The organism is Streptomyces sp. NPDC050211 (assembly GCF_040656035.1).
In the GTDB taxonomy this organism is placed as follows: Bacteria; Actinomycetota; Actinomycetes; order Streptomycetales; family Streptomycetaceae; genus Streptomyces.
Window position 1 is genome coordinate 1 of record NZ_JBFALC010000087.1, and the last position, 26,688, is coordinate 26,688.

General features: G+C 70.4%; 25 protein-coding genes and 1 pseudogene. 14 read left to right on the top strand and 12 right to left on the bottom strand.

Annotation, left to right across the window (positions count from 1 at the left end; genetic code table 11):
* Positions 1-120 precede the first annotated feature (120 nt).
* Entirely contained in the window at positions 121-654 is a 534-nt protein-coding gene (locus AB0I98_RS44365; protein WP_362951766.1) for a DUF3558 family protein, read from the top strand.
* Positions 655-896: 242 nt separating this feature from the next.
* Entirely contained in the window at positions 897-1,337 is a 441-nt protein-coding gene (locus AB0I98_RS44370) for a hypothetical protein (RefSeq protein ID WP_362951767.1), read from the top strand.
* Here the strand turns inward: AB0I98_RS44370 and AB0I98_RS44375 are convergent.
* Both AB0I98_RS44375 and AB0I98_RS44380 read right to left on the bottom strand, forming a co-directional pair.
* On the bottom strand, positions 1,318-1,848 hold the full coding sequence (locus tag AB0I98_RS44375; protein ID WP_362951768.1) for a hypothetical protein: 531 nt from the start codon (positions 1,846-1,848) through the stop codon (positions 1,318-1,320). The genes AB0I98_RS44370 and AB0I98_RS44375 overlap by 20 nt on opposite strands.
* 107 nt (positions 1,849-1,955) lie before the next feature.
* On the bottom strand, positions 1,956-3,533 hold the full coding sequence (locus AB0I98_RS44380) for a CBM35 domain-containing protein (RefSeq protein WP_362951769.1): 1,578 nt from the start codon (positions 3,531-3,533) through the stop codon (positions 1,956-1,958).
* Positions 3,534-3,802: 269 nt separating this feature from the next.
* Between AB0I98_RS44380 and AB0I98_RS44385 the strand changes: the two genes are divergently transcribed.
* The 5 genes from AB0I98_RS44385 to dacB all read left to right on the top strand — a co-directional run bounded on the left by AB0I98_RS44385 (position 3,803) and on the right by dacB (position 7,205).
* Complete coding sequence (locus AB0I98_RS44385) at positions 3,803-4,189, top strand: sortase-dependent protein (RefSeq protein ID WP_362951770.1); 387 nt, start codon at positions 3,803-3,805, stop codon at positions 4,187-4,189.
* A complete protein-coding gene (locus AB0I98_RS44390) occupies positions 4,186-4,797 on the top strand; it encodes a class F sortase (protein WP_362951771.1) in 612 nt (203 codons plus the stop codon). Before AB0I98_RS44385 ends, AB0I98_RS44390 begins: the two co-directional genes overlap by 4 nt.
* 71 nt (positions 4,798-4,868) lie before the next feature.
* Positions 4,869-5,360 carry an RNA polymerase sigma factor gene (locus tag AB0I98_RS44395; protein WP_210573067.1) on the top strand — a complete coding sequence of 164 codons (492 nt, stop codon included), beginning with the start codon at positions 4,869-4,871 and terminating at the stop codon, positions 5,358-5,360.
* Positions 5,344-5,826 (top strand): hypothetical protein, encoded by a 483-nt coding sequence (locus AB0I98_RS44400; protein WP_362951772.1) that lies wholly within the window; start codon positions 5,344-5,346, stop codon positions 5,824-5,826. Before AB0I98_RS44395 ends, AB0I98_RS44400 begins: the two co-directional genes overlap by 17 nt.
* Before the next feature lie 92 nt (positions 5,827-5,918).
* Positions 5,919-7,205 carry a D-alanyl-D-alanine carboxypeptidase/D-alanyl-D-alanine-endopeptidase gene (dacB, locus tag AB0I98_RS44405; protein WP_362951773.1) on the top strand — a complete coding sequence of 429 codons (1,287 nt, stop codon included), beginning with the start codon at positions 5,919-5,921 and terminating at the stop codon, positions 7,203-7,205.
* A gap of 57 nt (positions 7,206-7,262) precedes the next feature.
* On the opposite strand, the gene AB0I98_RS44410 is transcribed toward dacB, so the two are convergent.
* Entirely contained in the window at positions 7,263-7,805 is a 543-nt protein-coding gene (locus AB0I98_RS44410) for a tellurite resistance TerB family protein (RefSeq protein WP_362951774.1), read from the bottom strand.
* 551 nt (positions 7,806-8,356) lie between these two features.
* Between AB0I98_RS44410 and AB0I98_RS44415 the strand changes: the two genes are divergently transcribed.
* Complete coding sequence (locus tag AB0I98_RS44415) at positions 8,357-9,589, top strand: acyl-CoA dehydrogenase family protein (protein ID WP_362951775.1); 1,233 nt, start codon at positions 8,357-8,359, stop codon at positions 9,587-9,589.
* Between the two features lie 78 nt (positions 9,590-9,667).
* Here AB0I98_RS44415 and AB0I98_RS44420 read toward each other — a convergent pair whose 3' ends face one another.
* From AB0I98_RS44420 to AB0I98_RS44440, 5 genes are read right to left on the bottom strand one after another with little or no spacing between them, the layout of a single operon-like run.
* Positions 9,668-10,261, bottom strand: a complete 594-nt coding sequence (locus tag AB0I98_RS44420) for a GAF domain-containing protein (protein WP_362951776.1) — start codon at positions 10,259-10,261, stop codon at positions 9,668-9,670.
* Between the two features lie 31 nt (positions 10,262-10,292).
* Positions 10,293-10,895: an ATP/GTP-binding protein gene (locus AB0I98_RS44425; protein WP_362951777.1), complete on the bottom strand. Its 603-nt coding sequence runs from the start codon at positions 10,893-10,895 to the stop codon at positions 10,293-10,295.
* Positions 10,873-11,250, bottom strand: a complete 378-nt coding sequence (locus tag AB0I98_RS44430) for a DUF742 domain-containing protein (RefSeq protein WP_362951778.1) — start codon at positions 11,248-11,250, stop codon at positions 10,873-10,875. The genes AB0I98_RS44425 and AB0I98_RS44430 overlap by 23 nt, the downstream gene beginning before the upstream one ends.
* Positions 11,251-11,252: 2 nt before the next feature.
* Positions 11,253-11,681: a roadblock/LC7 domain-containing protein gene (locus AB0I98_RS44435; protein ID WP_362951791.1), complete on the bottom strand. Its 429-nt coding sequence runs from the start codon at positions 11,679-11,681 to the stop codon at positions 11,253-11,255.
* Between the two features lie 48 nt (positions 11,682-11,729).
* Entirely contained in the window at positions 11,730-13,403 is a 1,674-nt protein-coding gene (locus tag AB0I98_RS44440; RefSeq protein WP_362951779.1) for an ATP-binding protein, read from the bottom strand.
* Positions 13,404-13,938: 535 nt separating this feature from the next.
* Here AB0I98_RS44440 and AB0I98_RS44445 point away from each other — a divergent pair.
* Positions 13,939-14,381: pseudogene (locus AB0I98_RS44445) on the top strand (NUDIX hydrolase).
* Between the two features lie 17 nt (positions 14,382-14,398).
* Here AB0I98_RS44445 and AB0I98_RS44450 read toward each other — a convergent pair.
* Positions 14,399-15,064 carry a response regulator transcription factor gene (locus AB0I98_RS44450; RefSeq protein WP_362951780.1) on the bottom strand — a complete coding sequence of 222 codons (666 nt, stop codon included), beginning with the start codon at positions 15,062-15,064 and terminating at the stop codon, positions 14,399-14,401.
* Positions 15,061-16,242 (bottom strand): histidine kinase, encoded by a 1,182-nt coding sequence (locus AB0I98_RS44455; protein WP_362951781.1) that lies wholly within the window; start codon positions 16,240-16,242, stop codon positions 15,061-15,063. The genes AB0I98_RS44450 and AB0I98_RS44455 overlap by 4 nt, the downstream gene beginning before the upstream one ends.
* Positions 16,243-16,434: 192 nt before the next feature.
* On the opposite strand from AB0I98_RS44455, the gene AB0I98_RS44460 reads away from it, so the two are divergent.
* Complete coding sequence (locus AB0I98_RS44460; RefSeq protein WP_362951782.1) at positions 16,435-17,037, top strand: hypothetical protein; 603 nt, start codon at positions 16,435-16,437, stop codon at positions 17,035-17,037.
* A gap of 180 nt (positions 17,038-17,217) precedes the next feature.
* Here AB0I98_RS44460 and AB0I98_RS44465 read toward each other — a convergent pair whose 3' ends face one another.
* The gene (locus tag AB0I98_RS44465) at positions 17,218-18,558 is read right to left on the bottom strand and encodes a hydrolytic protein (protein WP_362951783.1); all 1,341 of its coding nucleotides are present in this window, start codon (positions 18,556-18,558) and stop codon (positions 17,218-17,220) included.
* Positions 18,559-18,794: 236 nt separating this feature from the next.
* On the opposite strand from AB0I98_RS44465, the gene AB0I98_RS44470 reads away from it, so the two are divergent.
* The 4 genes from AB0I98_RS44470 to AB0I98_RS44485 all read left to right on the top strand — a co-directional run bounded on the left by AB0I98_RS44470 (position 18,795) and on the right by AB0I98_RS44485 (position 25,863).
* Positions 18,795-19,487 carry a LuxR C-terminal-related transcriptional regulator gene (locus AB0I98_RS44470; RefSeq protein ID WP_362951784.1) on the top strand — a complete coding sequence of 231 codons (693 nt, stop codon included), beginning with the start codon at positions 18,795-18,797 and terminating at the stop codon, positions 19,485-19,487.
* A gap of 183 nt (positions 19,488-19,670) precedes the next feature.
* On the top strand, positions 19,671-22,937 hold the full coding sequence (locus AB0I98_RS44475) for a hypothetical protein (protein WP_362951785.1): 3,267 nt from the start codon (positions 19,671-19,673) through the stop codon (positions 22,935-22,937).
* Positions 22,934-23,638 (top strand): DUF4255 domain-containing protein, encoded by a 705-nt coding sequence (locus AB0I98_RS44480; protein ID WP_362951786.1) that lies wholly within the window; start codon positions 22,934-22,936, stop codon positions 23,636-23,638. The genes AB0I98_RS44475 and AB0I98_RS44480 overlap by 4 nt, the downstream gene beginning before the upstream one ends.
* Positions 23,639-23,661: 23 nt before the next feature.
* Positions 23,662-25,863, top strand: coding sequence for an ATP-binding protein (locus AB0I98_RS44485; RefSeq protein ID WP_362951792.1), 2,202 nt, complete (start codon positions 23,662-23,664; stop codon positions 25,861-25,863).
* A 46-nt stretch (positions 25,864-25,909) separates the two neighbouring features.
* Here AB0I98_RS44485 and AB0I98_RS44490 read toward each other — a convergent pair whose 3' ends face one another.
* Entirely contained in the window at positions 25,910-26,641 is a 732-nt protein-coding gene (locus AB0I98_RS44490; RefSeq protein WP_362951787.1) for a hypothetical protein, read from the bottom strand.
* Positions 26,642-26,688 lie beyond the last annotated feature (47 nt).

Sequence of the window (26,688 nt, forward strand, 5' to 3'; positions counted from 1 at the left end):
GTACCGGGACCGGTCCCGGTACGGCGCCACTACCGTGCCGATATGCCGCGATTCGATCTTGATCAGCGTCTCCGGGCCGGGCGCTCCGGCCGAACAGCCGGTCTTGTGCTCGCAGTTGCCGTGAGCCTGCTCAGCGCCGGGTGCTCGAGCGAGCAGGGCACGCCGCGGTCATCGTCCCCGCGTCCGACATCCTCGGCCTCGTCCTCTGCCCCCGCCGCCACCCCGTCCTCCCCCTCCGCCCCAGCACAGCCCAGCAAGTACACCCAGACGCAGCTGGCGTCGCGGCCGTGCGACGCTCTCGACGAGCGCGACCTCGCCGCTCTCGGTATCAGCGGCCGGGGGACACAGGAGTCCGGCAAGCACGGGCCGACGTGCCACTGGAAGCTGGCGGGCCAGAACGTCAGCATCGCCCTGGACCTGCCGCTGTCCTACGCGAAGACCATGACCAAGAACGGGCAGGTCACGCAGGTGCCGGTGGGCCAACACAAGGCCATCCAGGCCGAATTCCAGGGGATCTGCTTCATCTTCGTCGCGGTCGACGATGTCGATCGCCTGGTCGGCACCACGACCATCCCGGAACCCGGCGAACCGCAGGACAAGACGTGCCCCGTGGGAGCGTCGATCGCCGCGACGGCCCTGACCCACATCCGATGACGGCCCGGCATGGCCGCGGGGTTCGTGGTGCGGCGGTATCGGCGGCGCTGCTCGTGACAGCGCTGTTCACCTCGGCCGGGTGCACGGAGTCGACGGACACATCGTCACCGTCGACTCCTCAAGCCCCGTCAGCGACATCTCCCTCCCCGACGCCCTCCTCAAGCGGCCGTACCGACTGCGGTTATCTGCACTTCCCGGATCCGGCTGCGCCGGCTTATGCCGGCCGAGGGCCACACATCGCAGTGGCGGGAGACGCCGAGCCGGACGATCTCACCCAGTACCCGATCCGCAACGTCTTCACTTCCGTCTCGCTGCCGGAGAAGTGGATACCGCCGGACGACGAGTCCGCCAGGACAGACACCACGCAAGACGTGTCGCGGGCGCAGCTGGTCGTCTGCCTGGCAGATGTGCGGTTGCGGAGCGACACACCGATCGGAACGTGCGACTACCCCACCGTGCGTGCCGCCGTGTATCCGGCCATCCACACCTTCGAGGTCTACGAAGCGAAGACAGCCCGACAGGTCACGACGTTCACGCTGCGCGGCGACGAGACCGCCGACCTGTCCTGCCCGCCGTACTTCACCCATGACGCCGACGCCGATTCGGTCGACATCGCGCAGTTCTTCAAGGACGAGACCCTGCACGATCGACTGCGCCCGCTGATCACGGGACCTGTCCGCTGACGGGCGCCACCCCCGTGACCGTCCAGACGGCCATGCCCCACAGGGAGAGCGCGGAGATGAGGCCCACCACAAGGCGAACGGCCGTGTCCGGGCCGTTCATGAGCCACACCGCCATGCCCGACGCTCCAGCCGCGCTCAACAGGGCCGCCGGCACTCGCAGCCGGGGCTGCTCGAACACCGCCGCGAGCGGGAGGAAGTGCAGCCCTACGACGATCGCGATCAGCGGGGGAATGAGCACGGGCGTCCCGGTGCGAGCGCACACCTGGGCGATGACCACGATCAGCAGCCACTGAAGACCGTTGATCTGAAGGAACCGCCGACGCCGGTCGGAGGGGAACGGGCCCCCTGCCGACACGGGAAGAACACGGCGTGCAGTGAGCATCAACCCCACCGAGACGGCACAGCCGACCACGACCGCGACCAGCCGCGCGAACCCGTCGAACGCGCTCGTGGCCAGCAACCACCAGCCGAGCCCGAACAACGCGAGGAACCCCACCCCTGACCTGAACATGATCGACACCCTAGGCGGTGGTGAGGCTGTCGGGGCTCACGCCGCCGATACGGAACCGGCCCGCCGGACAGCAGCTGTCCGGCGGGCCGCTCCGTGTGATGACGCGATCAAGGAGTGATCTGAGTGCCCCCGAAGGTCACGACCAAGCGGCCGTCCGAGGCGAAGGACCAGCCCAGGGCTCCGTCGTAGGAGGAGCAGCGGGAGCCGTTCGTGCCGGACCAGAACTGGTTGGTGGTGTCGGCGTCGCCGATGATGCGGTCGTTCGTGCCGCTGCTGAAGCGGCATGAGGTGTTGTTGCGGAACACCGACGTGCCGGCGTCGAAGTTGAAGTTGCGTTCGGTGTTGCCGACGCTGACGTTGTTCGAGATCGTCATCGAGCCCGGGTTGCTGTTGTAGGTGAACCCGTGCTTGCCGTTGTCGTAGGCGATGCTGCGCCGGACGATGTGGTTGACCGGGACGTCCTCGCCGCCGAGCTTGTAGCCGTTGCGGTCGCCGTTGCCGGCCTGGCCGCCGTTGCTGAGGGTGCCGTTCTCGTAGGAGAGGGAGTCCTCGATGGTCACCGGGCCGATGGGGTCCTCGTCGGCGTAGGTGTAGAGGTCCCAGCCGTCGTCGATGTTGTTGTGGGCGACGGCGTTACGGAAGACGTTCCCGGTCCCCGAGGTCAGCTTCGCGGCGAAGCCGTCCGCGTCCTCGCCGTCCGAGTCGGCGTTGTCGTGCGACTCGGCGCTGAGGATCAGGTTGTTGGACGGCCACTGGGCGGTCGGGGTGGTGGAGGTCATCCGGCCGAGCTGGAGCCCGGTGTCGCGGTTGAAGCGGGTCACCGTGCGCTCGATGACGTTGTTGCTGCCGCCGACGAAGATGCCGTTGTCCCCGGCCCGTTCGACGATCAGACCCTTGATGTGCCAGTACGACGCGTTGAGCTGGAGCCCGCGGTTCGACGAACTCTCGGTCTGCGCCGAGAAGTTGAGCACCGGCGTCTCGCCCGGGTAGGCGGACAGGGTGGTGCGGGCACTCGCGGAGCCGTTGTTGCCGGCCGGGATGGTGACCGTCGAGGGCTGGTTGTACGTCCCACCGCGCAGGTAGATCGTGCCGCCGGGGGTGATGCGGCTGATCGCCGAGGTGAGCGTCGTGGGCGCGGCCTGCGTTCCCGCCGCGCTGTCGGTGCCGTTCGGCGCGACGTACAGCGCGGCGGCGGGCGGGGTGGTGCCGTCCGTCACGACGTCGACGTAGTCGATGTTCGGCAGACCGGCCGCGGTGGTCGGGCTGAGCCGGATGGTGTTGCTGCCCGCGTTCACCGGCACGGTCAGCGTCTTGGTGACCCAGGTCGACCAGGCGCCCGTGCCCTCGAACGACGGCGTCTGCACCGTGGACCCGTTGACGACCAGTCCGGCCGGGCGTGCGGCGGTGGCGCCGTTGGCGAAGCGGATGTTCAGGGTCGCCGTGCCCGATGCGGGTGCGGTCACGGTGAACTGGGCGTAGCCGCTCGTGGAGTTGGTGCCGTTGCAGAACCCGCTGCCGGAGTAGCCGGCCCAGTCGGAGTCGAGGGTGCCGGTGCAGACCGCCGGGGAGCTCTCGGCCTCGTATCGGGTGGTCGCCGCCTGTGCTGTGGTGCCGGACAGCGCGACGAGTGTCCCGGCCAGCAGGCCGACGGACGCGATGACTGGTCTCACTGGTCTCAGTCGCATCGTTCGTCTCCAAGTCGGTTGGATTCAGCTGCGGTTGGTTTGGTTCACATCCAGATGAGGGAAAGCGCTTTCTCGGAAGCTAAAGGCATGATGTGAGCGCGTCAATGACTTGTACGTGATTGCTGTTCATCAACATGAACTGCCGTACGGAGTCGGCCCTTCATGGCTTTGCCATCTCTTTACAACCCGCCCGGCCCCCGCCTCGTCTCTCCGCTCGACCCGTCACACAGACCGCCGCGTACCGCGGTCCGACGAAAGAGAGCGAATCCATGCGCCGAACTGTCCTGAGCGTCCTGGCACTTGCGTGCACCGCCGTACTGGCGGCCACCGCGCCCGCGCTCGCCGACGGGGCGACGACCCCGGCCCCGAAGGAGACCACCGCCCCGAGTCCCGCACCGGCCGAGGACGGGAGTCCGAGTGCTGCGCCGGCCGAACCGACGACTGCCCCGCCGGCGGAGGACACCCCCAGCCCCGAGCCGACGCGCGTCCCGGGTGACCAGGTCTCCGTCGTCCCGAGCGGCGCCCCCGACACCGGAGTGACGTCGCAGGACTCGGGGCCCGGGGCCGGAATGATCGGCGGCGGTGCTGCAGCCGCGCTGGGCCTGAGTGGCGCGGCGGTCTTCGTCGTACGGCGTCGGCGGGCGACCGGGGTATGACTCCGCCGCTCTCCAGGCGTACGTTCGCGACCGCGGCGGCGGGTGCGCTGACGGCCCCGTTCCTCGCGGGGTGCGGCGGCGGCCACGAGGGCGTGCGGACCGAGCAGACCGCGGGAAGCACACCGCGGTCAACGCCCGGTCCCGCCAAGGCGGTCGGCCATTCCGTGCCCGTACGGCTGCGCATCCCCGGCATCGAGGTCGACACCCCGGTCATCCGGCTCGGGCTGGCATCGGACGGCACCGTGGAAGTGCCGCCGATCACCGCGCACGACCGGGCGGGCTGGTACGGGCACTCGCCGACGCCGGGTGAGGTCGGCCCGTCGGTGATCCTCGGCCATGTCACGGTCGGTGAGTACGGCGACGGGGTCTTCCGGCATCTCGACCAGCTGCGCCGCGGCGACCGGATCGAGGTGCGCCTGGGGAACGCTACGGAGGCGGCGTTCGCCGTCACCGCCCTACGGACGGTCGCCAAGGCGGACTTCCCGACGGACGACGTCTACGGTGACGTAGGCCGCCCGGAGTTGAGGCTGATCACCTGCGGTGGGCCCAAGAGCGGCGACGAGTACCGCGACAACGTGATCGTCTTCGCCGCGCTGAGCAAGAGCTGAGGGCGAGTTGAGCGTGCGCTGAGCACGAGTCAAGCCGATCCCCCCCACAACCCGCACCACCCTGGAGAGCGTTGAAACGGTCCCGCGACACGGCAGCGTCCGAGCTGTTCGCCGCCCTCTACCCGCGCCTGGCCGGCTGGTGCCGCCGTCTCGTCGACGACGACGAGACGGCGCACGAGATCGCGTCGGAGGCGTTCACCCGGCTGTGGGCCCGCTGGACGAAGGTGGAGGAACCCCGCGGTTTCCTCTACGTCACGGCCGCGAATCTCGTCCGGGACCACTGGCGCAAGCTGGAGCGGGAGCGCAGGGCCGTGCGCAGGGCCACCCATGAAGTCGCGGTGCGCCCGCATGCCGAACCGGCGGACCCGTCCGTACGGCTGCTCGTGCAGTCCCTGCCGGAACGGCTGCGCGTGCCGATCCTGCTGCACTACTACGCTGACATGCCGATCCGGGAGGTGTCCGTGCTGACCGGACGTAAGGAAGGAACCGTCAAGGCCGACCTGCACGCGGCCCGCGAACTGCTCCGCGTCCAACTGAGGAGAAGCCTTGACCACACGCTTTGACGAGGACCCGGAGTTCGCGCCGGACGACCCCCTCGCGGTGATCCTCGGCCCCGCCTCCGAGCATCTCGCCCCGCCCCCCGGCCACTACGAGACGATCCGCCGCACCGCGTCCCGCCGGCGGCTGCTCCGCGCCGCCGCCGGAGCGGCCCTGACCTGCGCCGTCGCCGCGCTGATCGCCCTGCCGGTCCACCTGTCCACCTCTCCTGCCGCCCCCTCGGCCCCGCTCGCACCACCGCCCCCGAGCGGTCGTACGACACCCCCCGCACCGTCGGCGTCCGACACCCCCTCGGATTCCCCCACCCCCTCGGCGGCCCCCGACAGCACCAGGCCCACCCAGAACCCCAGCACCGACGGGTCCCGCCCGCCGAGCAGCACGGTGGTGCCCACCCCCGCCGGACCAGCTCCGTCGGAGCCCCCGACGGAGGCGGACACGAACGGGACGGCCACGACCGAGAGCAGCCCCTGACCGACACGGGGCGCCATGCCGGTTTTGTTACGAGTGGGGGGTAATTCCCGCATAAGTTGTGTCACATGCCCAGTTCCCGTAAGCCCAGAACGATGAGCCCGTCGCTCCGCCGTGCCCTCGTGATCGTGGCGACCGCCCCCCTCGCCGCGACGATGCTCACCGCTCCGTCCGCCGTCGCAGTCGCAGCCGACCCGACCGCCGCGCAGCGCTCCGCCGCCGAACTCGACCGCGCCGAACGGAAGATGGCGCGTAACCTCGACATCCGGGTCCGGGACCGGCGGCTGGGTGGCCGGGTCAGCGGTGTCGTCATCGACGCCAAGTCCGACAGGACCATCTGGGGCCACCACGCGACGACCGCGCTGATGCCCGCGTCCAACGTCAAACTCGCCACCGCCGTCGCGGCGTTGACGGCCCTGGGCCCCGATCACCGGTTCACCACCAAGGTCGTCCACGGCCACGGCACGCTCACCCTCGTCGGCGGTGGCGACCACACCCTGACCACCGGCGACCTCGACGCGCTGGCCAAGGACGCGGTCGCGGATCTGAAGAGGGCCGGTGTGACGTCGGTGCGGGTCCGCGTCGACGGGCGTCTCTTCCCCAGGCCCACCCGCGCCACCGGCTGGAAGGGCGGCTACTACCCCGGCGAGGTCACGCCGGTACGGGCGCTGGCCGTAGCCGGGCACGCGGTCATGGACACCTCGCTGGACGCGGGGCAGGTCTTCGCGCGGCTCCTGGCCCAGCGGGGCGTCACCGTCACCGGTGGCGTCAGGCCCGGTGCGGCCGGGGCCCGTGACGTCACCGTGGGGGAGCACCGGTCGGCCGAGCTGTCCAGGATCGTGCGGCGGATGCTCAAGGTGAGCGACAACGACATCGCCGAGTCGCTGCTGCGGATGACCGCGCTCGGCGCCGGACGCCCGGCCACGTTCGAGGGCGGGACGGCGGCCGTACGGACGGTGCTCAGTGGGACGTACGGCGTGTCGCTGGCCAACTTCCGGATGTACGACGGCAGTGGGCTGTCCCGTGCCACCCGGATCCCCGCGCAGACGCTGGCCGAGATCCTCGATCTGACCGTCGACCCCCGGCACGCCCGGACGCTGAAGTACGTCGTGGACGGACTGCCGGTCGCCGGGCAGCGGGGCGCCACTCTCGGGCCGGAGTGGGGCCGGTTCGACACCGCGGCCTCGAGGTGCGCCGTCGGAAAAGTCAGGGCCAAGACCGGCACCCTGACCGGCGCCATCGCGCTGAGCGGCGTGACGAAGGCTCGGGACGGGCGGTGGAGGGTCTTCTCCTTCGTGGAGAACGGCTCCCCGGCCGCCCCGAGCGCCACCAAGGACGCCCTCGACGGTCTCGCCGCCACGGTCAACGGCTGCTGGGCCTGAGCACGGAACGCACGACCGGCGCCGGACACTACCGGCGCCGGCCGATGGCCATTGCCGTCAGAGGCCGAACTCCTGGGGGGACAGGCCGAGTGCCGTGCAGGCCTCGCGCAGGACCTGCTCCTCGGCCGGTGCGATGTAGCCGTCCGCGCCCGCCACGACGAAGCCGGTCTGTACGACGGCCCTGGCCTCCGTCGGCTTCTTCGCGGCCTTGGCGATCTCCTGCATCGCCTCCGCCTTGGCGTGCTGGAAGTTGACCGCGAGCTGGTCGACATGCTTGTTGAACCGCTGCCGCAGCTGGTCGGGCGGGAAGTTCTGCAGCACGTCGTTGCTGACGATCAGCGACTCCACGTGCTGCCGCTCGGCCGGGTCGACGGTCCCGTCGGCGGCGGCGACCAGGGCGCACATGGCCATGCTCGCGTCCCGGTAGGCGCCGCTCTTCAACTCCGTCTTCAAAGACGTGAGCTGGGTCTTGAGCGCGCTCACCAGCTGCGCCTTCGATCCCCCGCCGGACCGCGCACCCGGAGTCCCGTGACCGCCGGAGCCCCGCGACCCCTGCTGCAGCCCCTTGGCCTGGTCCTTGATCCGATCCCACATCGCCATACGTGCCACCTCGGCTTGAGCCCACATCGTTCGGTCGCCCGCACCATTCCCGGGCTTCCTCCTGGCAACGCCTCCCCGCGGCCCGAAGTTCCTCCGTCACCAGTGGGGCGCAAGTGGCCCTTGGTGCAGACCTTTTGATCTGTGACCCCTGGGAATGTGGCTGATCTGCGGCTGTCGAACGCAGTATCGATCCAGCATGTGGGCCTCATATCGGCCACACAGAAGGTGACGGATTGTCCATGTGCCCCGCCGACTGCCCGCCGGGCAATTGCCTGATGGGTGGGTGCATGACCGTATGGGTTGAACTCTGTTCAATCGTGAACGGTTTCTCTCTGTTACTTGCCAGTGTTGAAGCCAAGTTCTGTTCCATAGCGCACAGTTGGCGCGGAATGCAAGCTACCGTTTTTCGGCCAACCCTCCTTGCTGATCTTGGCTGGGATGGATCGACAAGTAGACACTCTTTTGGGCGGTCGGCCCTGGGGCGAGGAACCACTGCCCGACGAATGACCTCCGGATCCGCACGGAACCGGAGGCAGCGTGCAGGAGGGGTTGTGGAACGCTACTTTTTCACCAGCGGGTGGCACGATGACCTGCGCCGAACGGTGCGCGAGTTCGCCGAGCGAGAAGTACGGCCCCGGATACCGGAGATGGAGGCTTCGCGCGCGGTGGCACGCGACCTGTCCCGGCTCATCGCCCGGCAGGGCTGGATCGGCGTGACCATCGACAAGGTGTACGGCGGAATGGGCGCCGGACACCTGGCCAAGACCATCATCATCGAGGAACTCGCCCGCGTCAGCGGAGCGATGGGGGCCATGGTGCAGGCCTCCCAGCTGGGCGTCGCCAAGATCATCCACTTCGGCGACGAACTGCAGAAGCGCACCTGGCTGCCGCGTATCGCCGCGGGCGACTGCCTGCCGACGATCGCGGTGACCGAACTGGAGTCGGGCGGCCATGTCCTGGGGATGAGCAGCACCGCCGTCCGTGACGGCGACGACTACATCCTCAACGGGCACAAGGTCTTCGTCGGCAACAGCCATGTCGGCGACCTGCACGGAGTGGTCGTACGCACCGGCGAGGGAGCGAAGGGCCTGTCGGCCTTCCTCGTCGAGGCGGACCGCCCCGGCTTCTCGCTCGCCGTACACCAGCCGGCGATGGGCCTCCACGGCTTCAGTTTCGGCAAGCTGATCTTCGACAACCTCCGCATACCCGCGGCCAACCGGCTCGGCGCGGAGGGCCAGGGCCTGTCCGTCGCCTACTCGTCCAGCATCCTCTACGGACGCCCCAACCTCACCGCCGTATCCCTCGGCATCCACCAGGCCGTCCTGGAGGAGACCACCGCCCTGTGCATCGAGCGGGAGCGGTACGGCGCACCCCTCGGCGCCCTCAACAGCATCAAGCTCAAGCTGGGCCGCATGAAGTCCCGGCTGATGACCGCCCGGCTGGCCGCGTATCACGCCGTGCACCTGCTCGACCAGGGGTTGCCCTGCGACGCGGAGCTGATGAACGCGAAGTTCCTCAACCATGAGTCCGCCGTCGAGTCGGCCCGCGAGTCGATGGAGATCCACGCCGCGGCTGGTCTCTTCACGGACCGCCCGGTGGAGCGTTACCTGCGCGACGCCCACCACATCTACGCCCCCGCCGGCACGTCCGACATCCAGCTACTGAGGCTGGGCGAGGTAGCCCTGGGCACGTCAAAGGGCCAGTGGTCGGAACGCCTGTCCCACCTGGTCCGAACAGTCGGCCCGCACTCCAGGGAAGGCCAACTGGAGCCGGCAGCGAGCTGAACGCAGTTCCCCGCGCCCCGACAGGGGCGCGGGGAACTGCGCGACCAGCCACAACGAACCCGCAGCCGAAGAACCGCCCTACCTGCGGAGCTCCATCGCATGGATCTGCTCGACCAACTGCTGCGCCAGCGACTTGATCGTCGCCAGCCCTTCCCGCCCCCACGGATGCGTATCCGTGTCCACCACGCAGATCGTCCCCAACGCCATCCCGGTCTTCCAGTCGATCAGCGGCGCCCCCATGTAGGAGCGGATGCCGATCTCGTCGACGACACGGTTCCCGGCAAAACGGGGATAGTCGCAGACGTCCTCGAGGACGAGCGCCTTCTTGCGGACCACGACATGCGGGCAGTACCCCTGGTCCCGCGTCATCGTGCGGCCCACCTGCTGCTCCTGCGGTGCCGCCTCCAACTGCACGCCGGGCTTCCCGGCGGCGTAGAGACCGGCGAAGTACTGCCGGTTCTCGTCGATGAAGTTGACCATCGAGAACGGCGCACCGGTGACCTGCGCGAGGTTGCGCGCGAACTCGTCGAACTCAGGGATGGGGGTGTCCCCGATGCCGAGCTCGCGCAGCCGGGCCACCCGGGCCGGCGCGTCCCGGTCCTCGGGGGTCAGCAGCAGGTGGCTGGTCGGGTCGAACTGGGTCGGCGGGGTGTAGGGAACCGGGGCTGACATGCAGGCTCCATTCGGCCGCGCTGAGGGTGCCTCAGCGCAGCGGGTTGAGTTCCGCGGGCGGAGTGCCGGGAGTCGAGGCGAGCAGATGCTGAACGAGTGCGATCAGTACGCGGGTTGCGGAGTTGCACTGCCGTGCGTCACACATCACGACGGGAATCTCGGGCTTGAGGGCGAGGGCCGCGCGGACCTCCTCGGCCTCGTAGCGATAGCCGTTGTCGAACTCGTTGACGGCCACGATGAAGCCGATGCCGCGCCGCTCGAAGAAGTCGACCGCGGCGAAGCAGTGGTCCAGTCTTCGGGTGTCCGCGAGGACCACCGCGCCCAGGGCCCCGTTGGACAGCTCGTCCCACATGAACCAGAACCGCTCCTGTCCGGGCGTACCGAACAGATACAGCACATGGTCCTGGTCCAGGGCCAGCCGGCCGAAGTCCATCGCCACGGTGGTGGTCGTCTTGTCCTCGATGCCCACCAGGCTGTCCGTGCGGGCGCTGACCTGGGTCAGCAGTTCCTCCGTGCTGAGCGGCTCGATCTCGCTGACCGCGCCGACGAAGGTGGTTTTGCCGACCCCGAAGCCTCCCGCGACGAGGATCTTCAGGGCGGTGGGAAAGGGATCAGATCCGCTTTCGAAGGCCATGCAGCACCGCCTCCAGGATGTTTCGGTCGGTCGGGGAAGCTGCCTCGACGGTTCGTGGCGACCGCATGGCGAGCGCCTGGTGCGTCACGAGGTCGGACAGCAGGACTTTGGTGATGACGGCCGGCAGCCGCAGATGAGCGGCCACCTCGGCGACCGACACGGGCGCGTCGCACAGGGCGAGCACCTGGTCGTAGTCGGGTCCGAGGTAGGTCGGCGGCCGGACGCCGGTGGCGATCACGAGGGTGAGCAGGTCGAAGTGGGCCGAGGGACGGGTGCGGCCATTGCTGACGGCGTACGGCCGTACCAGCCGCCCGGCCTCGTCATCGAGCCACGACCCGTCCTCGGCGTCCGACATGCTCAACGCCCCGCGTCCGGCGAACCGCCGGGCACCTGCTGTCGGGCCGGAGTGGCGAGATACGGGCGCACGCTCTTGACCAGCATGGCCATCTCGTAGCCGAGTACGGCCGCGTCGGCGTCCCGCTCGGCCAGCACGGCCAGACAGGCGCCCGAGCCGGCCGCGCAGACGAACAGCAGGGCGGTGTCCAGCTCCACCACCACCTGCCGTACGTCCGCTCCCTGGGCGAACTGCACGCCCGCGCTGCGGGCGAGGGAGTGCAGGCCGGACGCCAGGGCGGCCAGGTGTTCCGCCTCGGTGGGTGTCTCGAAGCCGTCAAAGGCCTTCGCCAGCCCGTCGGAGGACAGCAGCAGGGCGCTGCGGGTGTAGGGGACCCTCTGGACGAGTCCGGCCAGAAGCCAGTCCAGATTCTTCTGCTGGCCGGCATACATGTCGCTCACGGTGGCGTTCTTCTCCTTGTCCGAAAACGGAGCCAGTGGTCATCGGGAGCCGTCGGCGCGCGGCTCGTCGGGTTCGTTGTCGGCCAGGTCGACTCCGCGCCGGAACATGGCCATCAGTCCCGGATCGTGCTCCACCTCCTGGTCGTCGGACCGGCGTGGGGCGGGGCCGTTGCGGAGTTCCGGCACCAGATGCTCCTGTGCGTGGCGCTGCGGCAGCGGCGGCCGTCCGTCCCGGGCGTCCGAGCCGAGGGAGGGACCGCGGTCGTACGCCTGAGGTGCTCCGGTACCGCGTGCCTGCTGCTGCGGCGGGGTATACGGCGGCGGCGCTCCGGTACCGCTACCGCGCGCATGCTGCTGCGCCATGGGGTTGGGTGCGGCAGGCGCGGCGGCCTGTGCCTGTGCCTGGGCCGGCGGCAGCGGCTGGCGCAGGGCAGGCGGCGGCGTCACGGGCCGGGCGGCGGGCGCCCGGCCGGACTGCTGCTGTGCGCCGGCGATCTGCTGCTGGTGCTGCATCATCTGCTGCTGGTGCGGCGGGACCGGGCGCTGCGCCTGGGCCGGGGCGGCCTGGGGCGGTCTCTGCATCTCGTGGGCCGCCCGCGCGGGCGCGTCCCCGGGCTCGTCGCCGAGCAGACCGGGCGGGATGATCAGGATCGCCTGGATACCGCCGTAGATGTTGCTCTGCAGCCGGACCGCGATGCCGTGGCGGCGGGCCAGCGCGGAGACCACGTACAGGCCGATCCGGCCGTCGGCGAGCAGCTTGCTGAGGTCGATGTGGTCGGGCTCGGCGAGCAGGGCGTTGATGCGCGCCTGCTCCTGCAGCGGCATCCCCAGACCGCGGTCCTCGACCTCGATGGCGAGCCCCGCGGTCACCCGCTGGGCGCGCAGCAGGACTTGGGCGTGCGGCTCGGAGAACATCGTGGCGTTCTCGACGAGTTCGGCCAGCAGGTGGATGACGTCGGCGACGGCGTGGCCGCGCACGGTGCCCTCGATCGGCGGCACCAGCTTGACCCGGGAGTAGTGCTCGACCTCGGCGATCGACGACCGCAGCACCTCGGTCAGGGTGACCGGGCGGGTCCACTGGCGGCGGGATACGGAGCCACCGAGCACGGCGACGTTCTCGGCGTGGCGGCGGATGCGGGTGGCCAGGTGGTCGACGTGGAAGAGGCCCTTGAGCAGTTCCGGGTCCTCGACCTCGTTCTCCAGCTGGTCGAGCATGTTGATCGCGCGGTGCACGAGGGACTGCAGCCGCCGGGCGAGGTTGACGAAGACCTCGACGCGCTCCTCGCTGTCCTGCCCGCTGGAGCGGGGCAGCTGGGCCGACTGCGCCAGGGCCGTACAGGCCTGCCAGGTGCCGACACGGATCTCGTACGCGAGCCGGTCGACCGGGTCGGCGGGCGGCGGGCCGGCCTGCGCGAACGGAGCCTGCTGCTCCAACGGCTCGCCCCGCTCCAGCCGTTGCAGCGTGCCCCGCAGTGCGGCCTGGCCTTCGGCGACGGCGCGGCGCAGCGGCGCGTACTCCCGTGACACGTTCCGGGCCTCGGCTCGCCCGGCCCGTACCGCACCGGCCAGCACTGCGCAGCCGAGCACGGCGCCGGCGGTCAGCACGGACCAGGTGGTGCCGTCCGCGGTGCCGTCCTGGGTGAGCAGCACGAAGACGATCAGCGCGGCGGAGAGGACCGCCATGAGGGCCGCGGGAAGGACGGCGAGACGCACCGTTCGCGACAGTGTGGCCGAATCACTCGGCGTGTCCTGAGCCGGCGGCTTGGCATGCCTGTTCCGTGCCGAGCCCATGGCACCGGCCCGGTCGGGCTCCGAGCGCACTGCATAGGTCGGGGATTCGGGCATCGGAGTCCTCTCGGTCAACCAGCTCGGACACACGGCGCGCAGCGCGAAGTAACCGTCAACTCAGGGTCAGTATTGGACAGTTAATAGGACAGCCACACTACGCCACCCCCCTCACACTGGCGTAATCGCATCACCACGGAAACGGAATCTCAGCCCGCCGAAACGATTCGGCGGCGCTCTCGGCAACAATCCGGACACACCGCGTTGACGTGAGGGGTCTTGACGATGGCGCGAAAGGGACGCTGCGGCGTCCGGCGGTGTAAGCGGAATGCGGGGACGGCTGTCCGGGGCGGGGTTGGAGGCGGGGGCGCGGGGGACCGTCGCCCGCCCGGCGCTCAACGCAGGTCGTGCAGCATCACTCAGATGGCGTGGTTGTCAGAGCAGGCGGCTACTCTCCCCGGCCATGACCGCAGCAACCGACCGGGGGCCGACATCCGACGCCTCCGTCATCGTGGCCCGAGACGCGGGCGGCATGGTTGCCGTCCTGGCCGCCGAATTCCCCCGGCACGGCGGTGAGTACGTGTTCCTGCCCGGAGGACGCCGGGAGCCTGGTGAGGCACCGGAGGAGTGTGCGCGGCGTGAGCTGCGTGAGGAAGTCGGCGTCACCGCCCGGATGTGGCGACCCTCGGCTCGTATGCCATCACCCTGGACTCCACCGCCCGCATCCACCTCTACCTGGCCGAAGAGCTCACCTTGGGCCCGCAGCAACTCACAGCCGGCGAAGCGGACTTCAAGCTCATGTGGTGGCCGATGTCGGACGCGATCCGGGCCGCCACCGAGGGACGCTTCCTGCTTCAGGGCGGCCCACTGGCGTTGTTGCTGGCCCAGCAGGTGACCGCGGCCTGACGCGCCGAAGAACGAGATCATGTCGGGTAGAGGCCGGCCCGGAAGGTGAAGGAGACGAGTTGTGCTCGATCACGTGCGCCGACCTTCGTCATGGCCCGCACCGCATGCGTCTTCACGGTGAACGGCGACACGGACATCTGGGCCGCGATCTCGTCGTTGCCGAGACCGCTCGCGACGAGTACGACCACGTCCCGCTCCCTGGGTGTCAGGGCGTCGAAGCGTCGCAGCAGTTCCTGGTCGATCACCGGGGGCGGACTGTCGGTCATGTGGCCGATCAGCGCGGCTGTCGCGGCGGCCGAGAGCGCGCCGCCGCCACCGACGACCTCGGTGATTCCGGCGACGAGTTCGGCGGGGCTCACGGTCTTGCTCAGGAAACCGTTGGCGCCCGCGCGAAGGGCGGCGAGAACGATGTCGTCCTGGTCAAACGTGGTCAGCACGATCACCCGCAGCTTTTCGGGTGGGTGCTCTTCGCGGATCCGGCGGGTGGCTTCGACACCGTCGATGCCGGGCATCCGGATGTCCATCAGGACCAGGTCGACGGGGTGGTCCCGGAGGAAGGGGGCGACCTGGAGTCCGTCGGAGAGATCACCCGCGACAACGAGACCCGGGTCGAGCCGGAGCATCGCCTTGATGCCGGCCCTGATCTCGTCCTGGTCGTCGACGATCAGAATCCGCGTCGTCATACGGCGGCTCCCAGTGGGCTGAACTCCGCATGGACCCGGAATCGCCCGTCGTCACTGTCGATCGTCAGCCGCCCGCTGGAGGACTCGACGCGTTCGCGCATCCCCACGAGTCCGAGTCCGCTGCCCGAGCCGGAGCCACGCCGTGAGTGACCGACGCGGTTCTCCACGGTGACGCAGATTCTGCCGTCGCGCTCGCGCACATCCACCGTTGCCGCCCCCTCTCCATGCCGGTACGCATTCGTGAGCGCTTCCTGAACGACCCGGTAGACCGTCACGCCGACGCTGGGCTCCACGAAACCGGCGGGGATGTCGATGGAGGGCCGGACGTCGAGGCCGATGCTCTCGAAAGAGGCGACCAGGCCTTCCAGGCCGCTGAGCGCCGGGGTCGGCCGGAGCGCCTCGTCGTCGGAGATGTCGTCTCCGAGGCGGAGGAGCGCGAGGATCCGTTGCGTTTCCACGACGACGGTGCGGGCGCTGGACCTGGCCGAGACGATGGCCTGCCGGGAGGATTCGGCGTCTTCGGGCAGCCCGATCTCCGCGGCACCGAGATGCATGCTCAGCATCGCGACCTGGTGGCCGATGACGTCGTGGAGGTCCCGGGCGATGCGGAGTCGTTCCTCGGTCACCCGGCGGGTGGCTTCGATCTCGCGGGTGGCGATGGCGCTTTCGGCCCGTTCCTCCAGGGTGCGCCAGTGCTCTCGATGGATGCGCAGCGCGGCCCCTGTCGCACCTCCCGCAATGGCGGAGAAGAGTGCGGCGGCTCCCACGATCGCGCCGCCACGGAATCCTCCCACCGTCATGAACGCCCCCAGGAAGAACGCCGCCACGATGCCGGTTCCGACCAGCGGCTGCTTCCCCCTGAGGGTGACGGAGAACAGCACGAGCACCGCCATCATCCACACCGACAGGGGGTCGTGGCCCACCGCTGTGACGGCGAAGGACGCCGCGCTCGCCACGACCAGTCCTGCCCACGGCCGCCACCATGAGAGGGCGACACCGCCACCCGCGAGGAGCACGGAGAGGGCCGTCGGCCCATCCGACCCTCGCAGGATCACTGCCACGATCTGGCCGGTGAACGCCAGCGCGGCCACCGAATAGGCGACGAGGTGCAGCGCCTCGGGGCGGCGAACCCACAGGGGTGCCAGCGGCCCGTCCTGATTGTTCTGCGCCTTGACCATGGCCCGATTCTCGTCCACGTGTGCTGCGGCCGTGTACTTCGAATGATGTAGACGGCGAGCTCGGCCCAGGCCGCGATTCGAAGTGGATGGCAGATCTACTTCGTGCGAAGTACGCGGCTGCTCCCGAGGCCGCTGAGACTCCTCATCGAGGCGACCGTCTCATACCGTCACGATCACAAAACGGGACACTCGATGACTCAGACCACGGTGACTTCGAGCACGACCACGACCACCACCACGACGACGCCCTCCGGACTCCGATCGCTCTACCTGATCCGAGCCGCCTTCTCCCTGATCTGGGTGGCACTCGTCGTCACGACCTCCGCCTCGCTCGTGTCGACGGACAGGCCCACAGTGATCGCGGCCGTGCTGCTCGTCATCTATCCCTTGTGGGACGCCATCGCCACGCTCCTCGAGCGTCGCATGGCCGGCACCGGCTCCACGGACCGCGTCGATACGACCAACATGGCTCTCGGCCTCGCCACCGCCGCCGGGATGATCATCGCCGTCTTCTCCACCATCGGGAGGGCCCTGCTCGTGTTCGGCATCTGGGCCCTCCTTTCCGGAGCGATCCAGCTCGTCGTGGCGATCCGGCGCCGACGCACGGTCGGTGCCCAGTGGCCCATGGTCATCAGCGGCGGACTGTCCGTCCTCGCCGGTACCTCCTTCGCTGCCATGTCCGCCTCGGCGACGAGCAGCCTGTCCACCGTCGCCGGATACTCGGCCTTCGGTGCCTTCTGGTTCCTCGTTTCCGTGATCGCCCTCAGCATCCGCATCCGACGCGAACGGCGTTGACCACCGCCTGGCAGTGGAACGGGCCGAGAACGGGCGCCGCGGGGGGCTGGCCTGACCGAACGGACACAACCCGAGTCCTGTTTCGGACCCGGGTTGGTCATTTCCGGTCGGAAGGGGATCGAACGCTTTACAGAAAGCGCCACCACAGATCGACAATGGCTGTGAATCGGGGGGTCCGATTCAAGGCTTGGTGCTGCTGAGAATTCCGCTCACGTTCAGGACCTCGTGGCACCCCTGAGCCTGACGACCGGTCGCCGGTGTACCAGGCTTGGCGCACGTCACGCTGATCGTCACGGTGTCGTTCTCGGCGATCTTGATAGGGGTCACCCAGTGGTAGTCCTGGTTACGGAAGGTCTCCAGCGCGATGGTGGTGATTTTGCGGTCGCCGAAGTTGAAGGTCAATACCCCTTCGTCGCCCTGGAAGTTGGCGACGACGGCGTCCGTGACCCCGAAGACACTGTCCTTCGGCACCTTGTAGGTACCGGTCTTGGTCTCCCCGGCGGCCAACTCCACGTCGATGGTCTCCGAGTGCTGGCCGCTGGTGCCCGTGACACCGCCCTCACCCGTGGCGCCCTCGCCGCCGCCACCGCCCGATCCGGCCCCTGCACCCGACTCCTGGCCGCCCGGCTGGGGGTTCGCACCGCCGCCGGCACCCGGAGTCTGCTCGCCCGCGGGCGTGGGACGCGGCTGGACCGCCTCCTCGGCGGCCTCCTTGGCGGCGCTCTTCACGACCGGACGCACCAGCGCGAACCAGGCGAGCAGCAGCGCGAGCAGCGCCGCCAGCAGAATCAGCAGCCAGCGGGGGAAGATCGGGATCTGGACGAACTCCGCGTCCAGCGGCGGCCGGGCGGCGGGCTCGTCCCACCGGGGCTGCTCCTCGTCCCCGTCCCGGTCACCGGTCTCGGCGGTGTCCACCGTGAACGGCCACACCACCGGGGCGCCGAACCACACCGGCTTGGCCGTACGGACCCGCAGGCCGACCTCGGTCGACTCACCGGGCTCCAGCTTCGGCTGCGCCGGAGTGAAGGCGAACCCGAGTTCCTCGCCCGCCTGGCCGGGCGTGAAGCCCACCTGCACCGGGGTGTTGCCCTGGTTGCGCACCGCCAGCTTGTAGCGGCCGCGCAGCCAGCCGCGGCGTCGGCGCGGGGCCAGCTCGGTCTGCAGTTCGTGGAACGCCTCGATATGGACGGTGGTTTCGAGGACCCGTACCGACTCGGGGTGCTCGGTCGGCAGGACCCGCACACCGAGCGGCTTATCGCCGGCCCGGATCTCCGGGGAGCGCGGCGGGGCCAGACGGAGCGTCACCGTTTCGGAGGTGCCGGGATAGAGCGAGACCCGGGCCGGTTCCACGGTGGTCCAGGGGGCACAGTCCCCGACGACCTCCAGGTTGTACGCCTCGACGATGTCGCTGTCGTTGCGGACGGTCAGAGTGGTCGTGGCGATCTCGCCCGGCGTCACCGTCACGGCCGGAATGTCGAGGCCGGGCGCACCCGGGCCGGAAGAGGCTGCAGAAGGCGTCACGCCACCACGGTAGAAGTGCGCCGCGCATTCCCACGAGGAACGCGAGGGCAATACACGGGCAGTCACGCTGCCCGGCAAGCCAATGTCAACTCCCTTGTAACGGTAGCTCGTTAATGTGGCGCGCCGCTTCCCGTGCGCCGCCTTGCGGCGGTTGCCTCGTCCTGAACCAACCTTGCCCCCACAAACCCTGGAACAGGTAGCAAGCGATGTTATGTGCACAGGAGACCAGCCCTGCCATGTCCGACACCACGTCACGTGAGCCCGGCCAGGCAAAGGCCGCCCACCGGACGTCCAGAGCCGACCGCCCGAACCGGGTGTCCGTCGCTGTCTACGCCGCCGATCCGGTGCTGCGCGTCGGCATCGTCCATCAGTTGCGCCAGCGCCCCGAGGTCGACCTGGTCGACGACGCCGACGCGGAACGGGCCGAGGTGTCGCTGGTGGTCGTCGACCACGTCGGCGACGACGTGGTCGCCCTGCTGCACCGGCTGCGGCACAACAAGGCCACCCGCACCGGGCTGGTGATCGGCACGCTCGGACCCGGCGCGCTGCAACGCGTCATCGAGTGCGGAGTGGCGGCGGTGCTGCGGCGGGCCGAGGCCGAGCAGGACCAGCTGCTGCGTCTGGTCCTGGCGATAGCCAACGGTGAGGGAGTGCTGCCCGGCGACCTGCTCGGCAAGCTGCTCTCCCACGTGGGCAACCTCCAGCGCTCGGCACTCGACCCCGGGAGCCTGTCCCTGTCCACGCTGACCACGCGCGAGGCGGACATGCTGCGCCTGGTGTCGGAGGGCCTGGACACGGCGGAGATCGCACGCAAGACCGCGTACTCCGAACGGACCGTCAAGAACGTCCTGCACGAGATCATCACGCGACTGCAACTGCGCAACCGGGCCCACGCGGTGGGCTACGCCCTGCGCAACGGGCTGATTTGACGGACAGGCCGACTGGTTGGTCCGGCCAACGGGTCCGGCGGCCTCCGGGAACCCGGCACTGCCCGAAAGCGCACCCACGTTTCCCCCGGGTACGTCCCCACCGCCCTGCCGCCCCGCACGGGGGCGGTGCAGGGTGGCGGGGGCACATCCAGATGCCGCATCCAGACTGCGAAGGGGACCCTGATGGAAACCGCTGGCTCCGGCGGGCGGTACCGCCTGGGGAGACTCGGGATGTCGCTGCTGCTGCTGATCCCGCTGCTCGGCGTGACGGCGGCCGCCGGACCGGGCAGCGCCGAGCCGCAGGCACAGGCGGCGGCCGACCCCGCGGACGCCCGGGTCGCGTACGCCGGCACCCGGCACCGCAGTCTCGGCAGGGTCACCTCCACCACCTCCGACCCCAAGGACAACGTCAGCGAACCGCTGTTCGGGGCGGGCCCGGCCCACTACGACACCCAGCCGTCCGCCGTCGGCGACCAGCTGGTCTTCGCGAGCCGCCGCGACGAGAAGAACCCGCAGATCTATCTGCGGGCCGCCGACGGTTCCGTACGCAAGCTCACCAGCGGCATGGACGCGGCGCACCCTCAACTGACCCCGGACGGCCAGTCCGTGCTGTTCGACTCCGCCGAGGCGGGTGGCGCCGGCGGCGGGACGCAGCGCGACCTGTGGCAGGTGCGCACCGACGGCACCGGCAGCCCGACGCGGCTCACCGACACTCCCGCGAACGAGCAGGACCCGGCGGTCTCCCCGGACGGGCAGCGGATCGCGTACTCCAGCGACAGCGACGCGTCGGCCGGAGCGCAGATCTACGTACGGAACCTGGCGGGCGGCACCGGGACCCGGGTCACCAATCCCGCCAACGGCGCCGCCACCGAGCCCGCGTGGAACCCGGTGAACGACGACGTGAACCGGGACTGGATCGCGTACACCGCCACGGCCACAGTCGACGGGCAGCCCCGGTCCACCCTGCGGATCACGAACGGGACCAGCGACGAGACCCTGTTCACGGGCAGGTTCGCCAACTGGCGTGCCCACGCGGCAGCGTGGAAGCCCGACGGGAACGAGGTGGTGTTCCTGAGCCCCGAGATCACCTGCACCTGCGAGGGCGACTACGACCACGTGTTCACGTTCCCCGCGCACGCCGGCGAGGACCCCAACGTGGAACCTCCCCTGGTGCTCAACGAGGACCGGGAGGTCCTCTCGCCCACCTGGCTCGGCTCGAACGTCGGCGGCGGCGTGATCGTGGAGCGCACCACGGCGGACGACCCCGGGACCCGTACCGATGAGGTCTCCGCCGCGCACGTCGTGACGCTGCAGGACGCCCGGATGGACGGGTCCGACCCGCGCGACCTGGGGCTGACGATCCTCAACGAGGACCCGGCGGCCGACACCAACACCGATCCCGCCAAGGACCCGCTGTTCCAGCCCGCGGACGGGTTCGACCCGTGGACCGAGCGGCAGAACTACACGCCCGACGGCCGCCGGATCGTCGTCACCCGCTTCGAGACCGTCGACGGCCAGCGGGTCGAGCGGATCTGGATGGTGGACGCCGACGGCGCCAACGCGGCGCCCATGCGGCTGGCGGGACGTGCCGCGACGGACTGGGACACCGACCCGACGTTCTCCCCGGACGGCAAGTTCCTCGCCTTCACCCGGACGTCGCCGGGCGGTGTGGGGGATGCCGCAGGAGATAGCCGCATCCTCATCGCCGACGTGGCCAGCGGTGAGATCACCGGTGAGATCACCCCGCCGGCCGGAGAGCTCGAGGGCCAGGACGCCCAGCCCACCTGGTCCTCCGACGGCACCACCCTCGCCTTCACCCGCAACATGGAGATCAACGGGGGCGGCGGCAACAAGCACATCTGGACCGTGCCCGTGAACGACCTGGGCCGGCAGACCGACCTGAGCGAGATCAACTGCCCGGGCGACTGCCAAGTCATCGACGACAGCCCGGCGTTCTCGCCGGACGGGCTCACCATCGCCTTCAACCGCAAGAACGGCGGCGGCGCGGTCGACGAGCAGAACGGCCTGCTCCTGACGTCCCTGAAGGGCGAAAACTGCCAGGTGCTGCTGCCCGCCTCCCTCATCGACCTCCCCGGCGCCTGCGGCCGGGCGCTGCCGGACACGTCGGCCACCGGCCCGTTCCAGCCGCGCGACGCCGCGTGGACGGCCGACGGCAAGAGCCTGGTGTTCAGCTCGCGTGCCGAGGTCGCGGTCAACAGCCCCGAGAAGCTGAGCGTCCTGAACGTCGAGTCCGGCGCGATCACCCCGCTCACCACCGATTTCCCGGGCCGGCAGAAGGAACCCGCCGTCCAGCAGTCCGTGGACCTCGCTCTCGAGGCGCCCGGCACCGCGCCGGAGGTCACCGTCGGGGCCTCCAGTACGGTCACCGTCGACGTGATCAACAACGGGCCCGCCGCCTCGCCCGGCACCACGCTGACCATCACCCCGCCGCCCGGCGCGCAGATCACCGGGATCCGCTATCCCGGGGGCACCTGCAACGCCGCCTCCCTCCAGTGCAATGTGGGCGTGGTGGAGCCCGGCACGACCGTGCCGGTGGACGTGACCCTCACCGGCGTCACGCCCGGCGACGCGCCGATCGACTGGTCGGTCACCGGTACGGTCCTGGACCCTGAGCCCACCGACAACAGGGGCCGGACCGTCGTGCCGGTGGTCGAGGAGGAGCCGCCCCCGCCGGACCCGAGCCCCACTCCGACACCGACGCCCACTCCGACCCCGGCGCCGCCCACCAGCGGGCCGCCCACGACCCCACAGCCGCCCGTGCCCCCGGAGCCCGAGGAGCCGAAGGCCGGGCCCGGCGTGCGCGTCAACGCCCAGCCGAACCCCGGCTATGTGGGCGGGCGGGTCGTGGTGACGTACACCGTGCGCAACGGCCGCAACGCGCTGGCGACCGGGCTGCGGCTGAAGATCGGCCTGCCCAGGGGCATCGCGAACAGCGGGCCGCCGGCCGGCTGTGACTCCTCCTGGGTCTGTGCGCTGCCGGACCTGAGGCCGGGCGCGAGCACGGTCGTACGAGTGGTCCTCAGCCCCAAGAAGGCCACGACGGGCCAGGCGGTCGGCATCCTCACCACCACCGGGACGGACGCCAACAGGAACGACAACACCGCCCGGGAGCGGGTACGGATCCTGCAGCCGCGCATCATCGCGGTGCCGGAGATCGGCAAGCCCGGCTTCGTCACCTCGGTGCGCGGCAAGGACTTCCCGCCGGGCGTGCCGGTGCGGTTCAAGTGGAACCCGGGGATCACAGCGGCGGCGGCGCCGACCATTCCGAAGCCGGACGGCACGTTCATCGGCCAGCTGCTCATCCTCGCCAAGGACCAGACCGGGCCGCGCACCATCACCGCGAGGGGTCCCGGGTTCTCGCCGGTGAAGACCGACTTCCTGGTGGTCATGGGCAGTGTGCAGCCGCCCGACGAGGTGACCCGCCGGTGATCCACGAGGTCGACGAGGGGCTGCGGCGGCTGCTCGGCGAGTCCGGCCTGGAGGCGTCGGGCGTCGAGGTCGTCTTCGACGCCCCCACCCGGGACTGGGCGGCCCGGCGCAGCGCCCCGACGGTCTGCGTCTTCCTGTACGACATCCGCGAGGACGCCACCCGGCGGGGCGCCGGCGCCGGGGAGGTGTACGACGAGGACGGGCACCTGGTGGCGCGGCGCTCCCCGCCGCGCTGGTTCTGGCTGTCGTACATGGTCACGGCCTGGACGAGCCGGCCGCAGGACGAGCACCGGCTGCTCTCGCAGGTGCTCGCCACGCTGGTGGCCACGGACACGGTGCCCGCGCGGCTGCTCACCGGCACGCTCGCCGAACTCGGCCTGAAGGTATGGCTGGACGCCGGCGGGTCCGCGCTCGACGCGCCCGCCGCCTCCGATGTGTGGTCGGCGCTCGGCGGCGAGCTGAAGGCCTCGCTCGGCCTGCGGGTGCGCGCACCGCTCGCCGGTATCAGCAGGGTCACCGCCCCGCCGGTCACCGAGGGCCTCGTCATCCGCTCCGCCGCCGCCCGCGAGGGCGAGGAAGCGACGCCGGGCCGCCGGCTGCGCTACAAGGAGGTCAGCGACCCGGGCCGCGACGGCTTCGCCGGCCCGCGTGAACGGGGCGAGGCCCCGGCCCGACGCCGCCGGGGGGACCGTCAGCCGTGACGTACACAGCGGAACCGGAAGTCGTGGCCGACCACGACCGCGCCCTCGGCCCCCTCCCTGCCGCCATCGACCCCTTGTGGGCGCGACTTCGGGCGGTCGAGGAGCGGGTGCGGCATGCGGTGGGGGTGCGGCGGGCCGGGGATCCGGATCCGGACGATCCGTACCGGGGGCAGTACCTCACGCCCGAGGCGGCGGCGCGGATCCTGGACGAGCCGGGCGGTCTCGACGTACCCGGGGAGGAGCCCTGGCAGCCGCCGACCGGCTCGGTACTCGACGCACTCGCGCGGCGGTTCGGCCTTTCCCCCCTCGATCTGGACCTGCTCCTGGTCGCGGTGGCGCCGGATCTGGACGCGCGGTTCGAGCGGCTCTACGGCTATCTCAACGACGACCTGACACGCCGCCGGCCCACGGTCGGGCTCGCCCTGGAGCTGTGCGGGCTCACGGGCGCGGGGCCCGACCGGTTCCGGCTGGCCCCCGGAGCGCCGCTGATCGAGGGCGGTCTGGTGGAGGTCGCAGAGCCGGAACGGCCGCCGCTGTCGCGGGTGTTGGTGGTCCCCGACCGGGTCACCGCGCATCTGCTGGGCAGCGCGCAGCGGGACGCCCGGCTCGCTGGGGTGCTGGGTGAGGCCCGCGAGGACCCGACGGCTGAGGAGGCAGACGTCGAGCTGGCGGCCGCCGCGGCGATGACCGGCGTCGGCCTCGTCCATCTGCGCAGCCGTGGCGGCGACGCCGAAGGACTCGCCGCCGCCGCCCTGCACGCGGCCGGGCTGCGCCCCCTCGCCCTGGACGCGGTGGCACTCGCCCGGCGCCCGGCCGACGTGCCGGCGCTGGCCCGGGCGACCGCCCGCGAAGCCCGTCTGACCGGCGCCGGCGTCGTCCTCGGCCCGCTGGAGTCGCTCCCCGCGGAACCCGCCGAACGGGCCCGCACCCTCTGGACGTTGTGCGCCGCCCTGCGCGGCATCCCCCTGTTCACCCACGGCACCGGCGGCTGGGCCCCGGAATGGGCAGCCGACACCCCCGTCGTCCTGACCGTCCCGGCACCTTCCCCTGAACGCCAGGCCGTGCGCTGGCGGCACGCGCTGGAACGGGCGGCGGGAAACAGCTCGGCAACCGGTGCGGGGCTCCCCCGCACCGCCGCCGACGGCCCCACGACCCGCCGCCCGACGCGGGTCACCGGCGACGGCTCCGCGCCGGACGACGCCGACGCACTTGCCCGAGCCGTCGCCTCCGGCGACGCCGATGAGTTGGCGTTGGCCGTTGCCGCGCATCGGCTGGATGCCGGGCAGTTGCGGCGGGCCGCTGATGTGGCGGTGCGTACGGCTGCGCTGGCGGGGCGTGCGGTGCGTCCCGATGACGTACGGGCTGCCGTACGCGCGCAGAACGGCGCCGGGTTGGACCGGCTGGCCCGCCGCGTGGAGCCGGGCGTCGGCTGGGACGACCTGGTGCTCCCGCCCACCACCCACCGGCGACTGCGCGAACTCGCCCTGCGCGCCCGCCATCGCGAGCAGGTGCTCGGGCAGTGGGGGATGCGGCCCGGCGGTGGCCGGGGACGCGGTGTGATCGCGCTGTTCGCGGGCGAGTCCGGCACCGGCAAGACCATGTCCGCGGAGGTCGTCGCGGCGGACCTCGGCATGGATCTGTATGTGGTGGATCTGTCCACAGTTGTGGACAAGTACATCGGCGAGACCGAGAAGAACCTGGAGCGGATCTTCACCGAGGCGTCCGCGGTCAACGCGGTGCTGCTCTTCGACGAGGCCGACGCGATCTTCGGCAAGCGCTCGGAGGTGAAGGACGCCCACGACCGGCACGCCAACATCGAGTCGGCGTATCTGCTCCAGCGCATGGAGTCCTTCGACGGCATCGCGGTGCTGACCACCAACCTGCGGGCCAACCTGGACGAGGCGTTCACCCGCCGCCTGGACGTCGTCGCGGACTTCCCCGTGCCCGACGCCGGCCACCGCCTCGCCCTGTGGGACCGGTGCCTGGGCGACCGGCTGCCCCGCGCCGACGACCTGGACCTCGCCTTCTGCGCGGACCGCTTCGAACTCGCCGGCGGCTCCATCCGCGCCTGCGCGGTCACCGCGGCCTACCTCGCCGCGGAGTCCGGCGGCCCGCTCACCATGCGGCAGGTGGTGACGGCGGTCGCGCAGGAGTACCGCAAGCTCGGACGCCTGGTCCTGGAGGGGGAGTTCGGGCCGTATCTGGCGGACGCCACCGACGCCTGAGGGCGAGCCCTTTCCCTCGTCGCCCGCTACTGCCAGGTGCGGGAAGCTAGTGCGTGAATTCCGCGATCCTGGCCTCCACCGCATCGATCAGCGGAACGATCATATCGCCGGTGCCGCCTGTGTGGATGTCCAGGAAGAACACCACGCCCTCCTGGGGGTCGTTCGAGATCATCCCTTGGGGATCGGAGATGCCCGCCTGACGAGCCGCGTCCAACTGGTGCTTGATCCGCCGCATACGGGTCACGTCGGTCATCTCGTTGACCGCGTTCATGAAGGCCCTCTCGCCGCCGGCCTTGCTGAGCTGGAAGAAGGTGCCGCTGACCCGCTGCGAGCGGATGACAGTCACCCGCTTGGATCGGCTGCCGTCCTGGGGGTCGAAGGTCGCGGCGTACGACGTCCACGACGGCACAGGCACTCCTTGCGCCTTTGCCTTCTGCATCTGCTCGAGGACTCCCGCTGCGGTCCTCTCGTTGACGTACATCTTGTAGACGTGGTTCCCGCTGATATAGAGGATCGCTTCCCGGGAATTCTTCCTGTCCCCGTCGTTCAACGTCACCACCGGTCCGCCGCCTGAAGGTGCGATGGTGGCACGCTGCACGACATGTCGGGGCTGCCCGATCATCCTGGACACGGCCGCGTTGCCGACGCTGCGCTGAAGCGCATGCACCGGGCTGAACGACTCGCTCCTGTTCGACGGTTTCTGAGGGCGGACCGCCTCGGGCGTCTGCTCCTTGTCCTTTGCACGCATAGATACGGCATACACGAAGCGTGTCTGCACCGGCTACGGACTCCGAGGCAGACGTCCTGCCCTTTCGGACGGTGGCC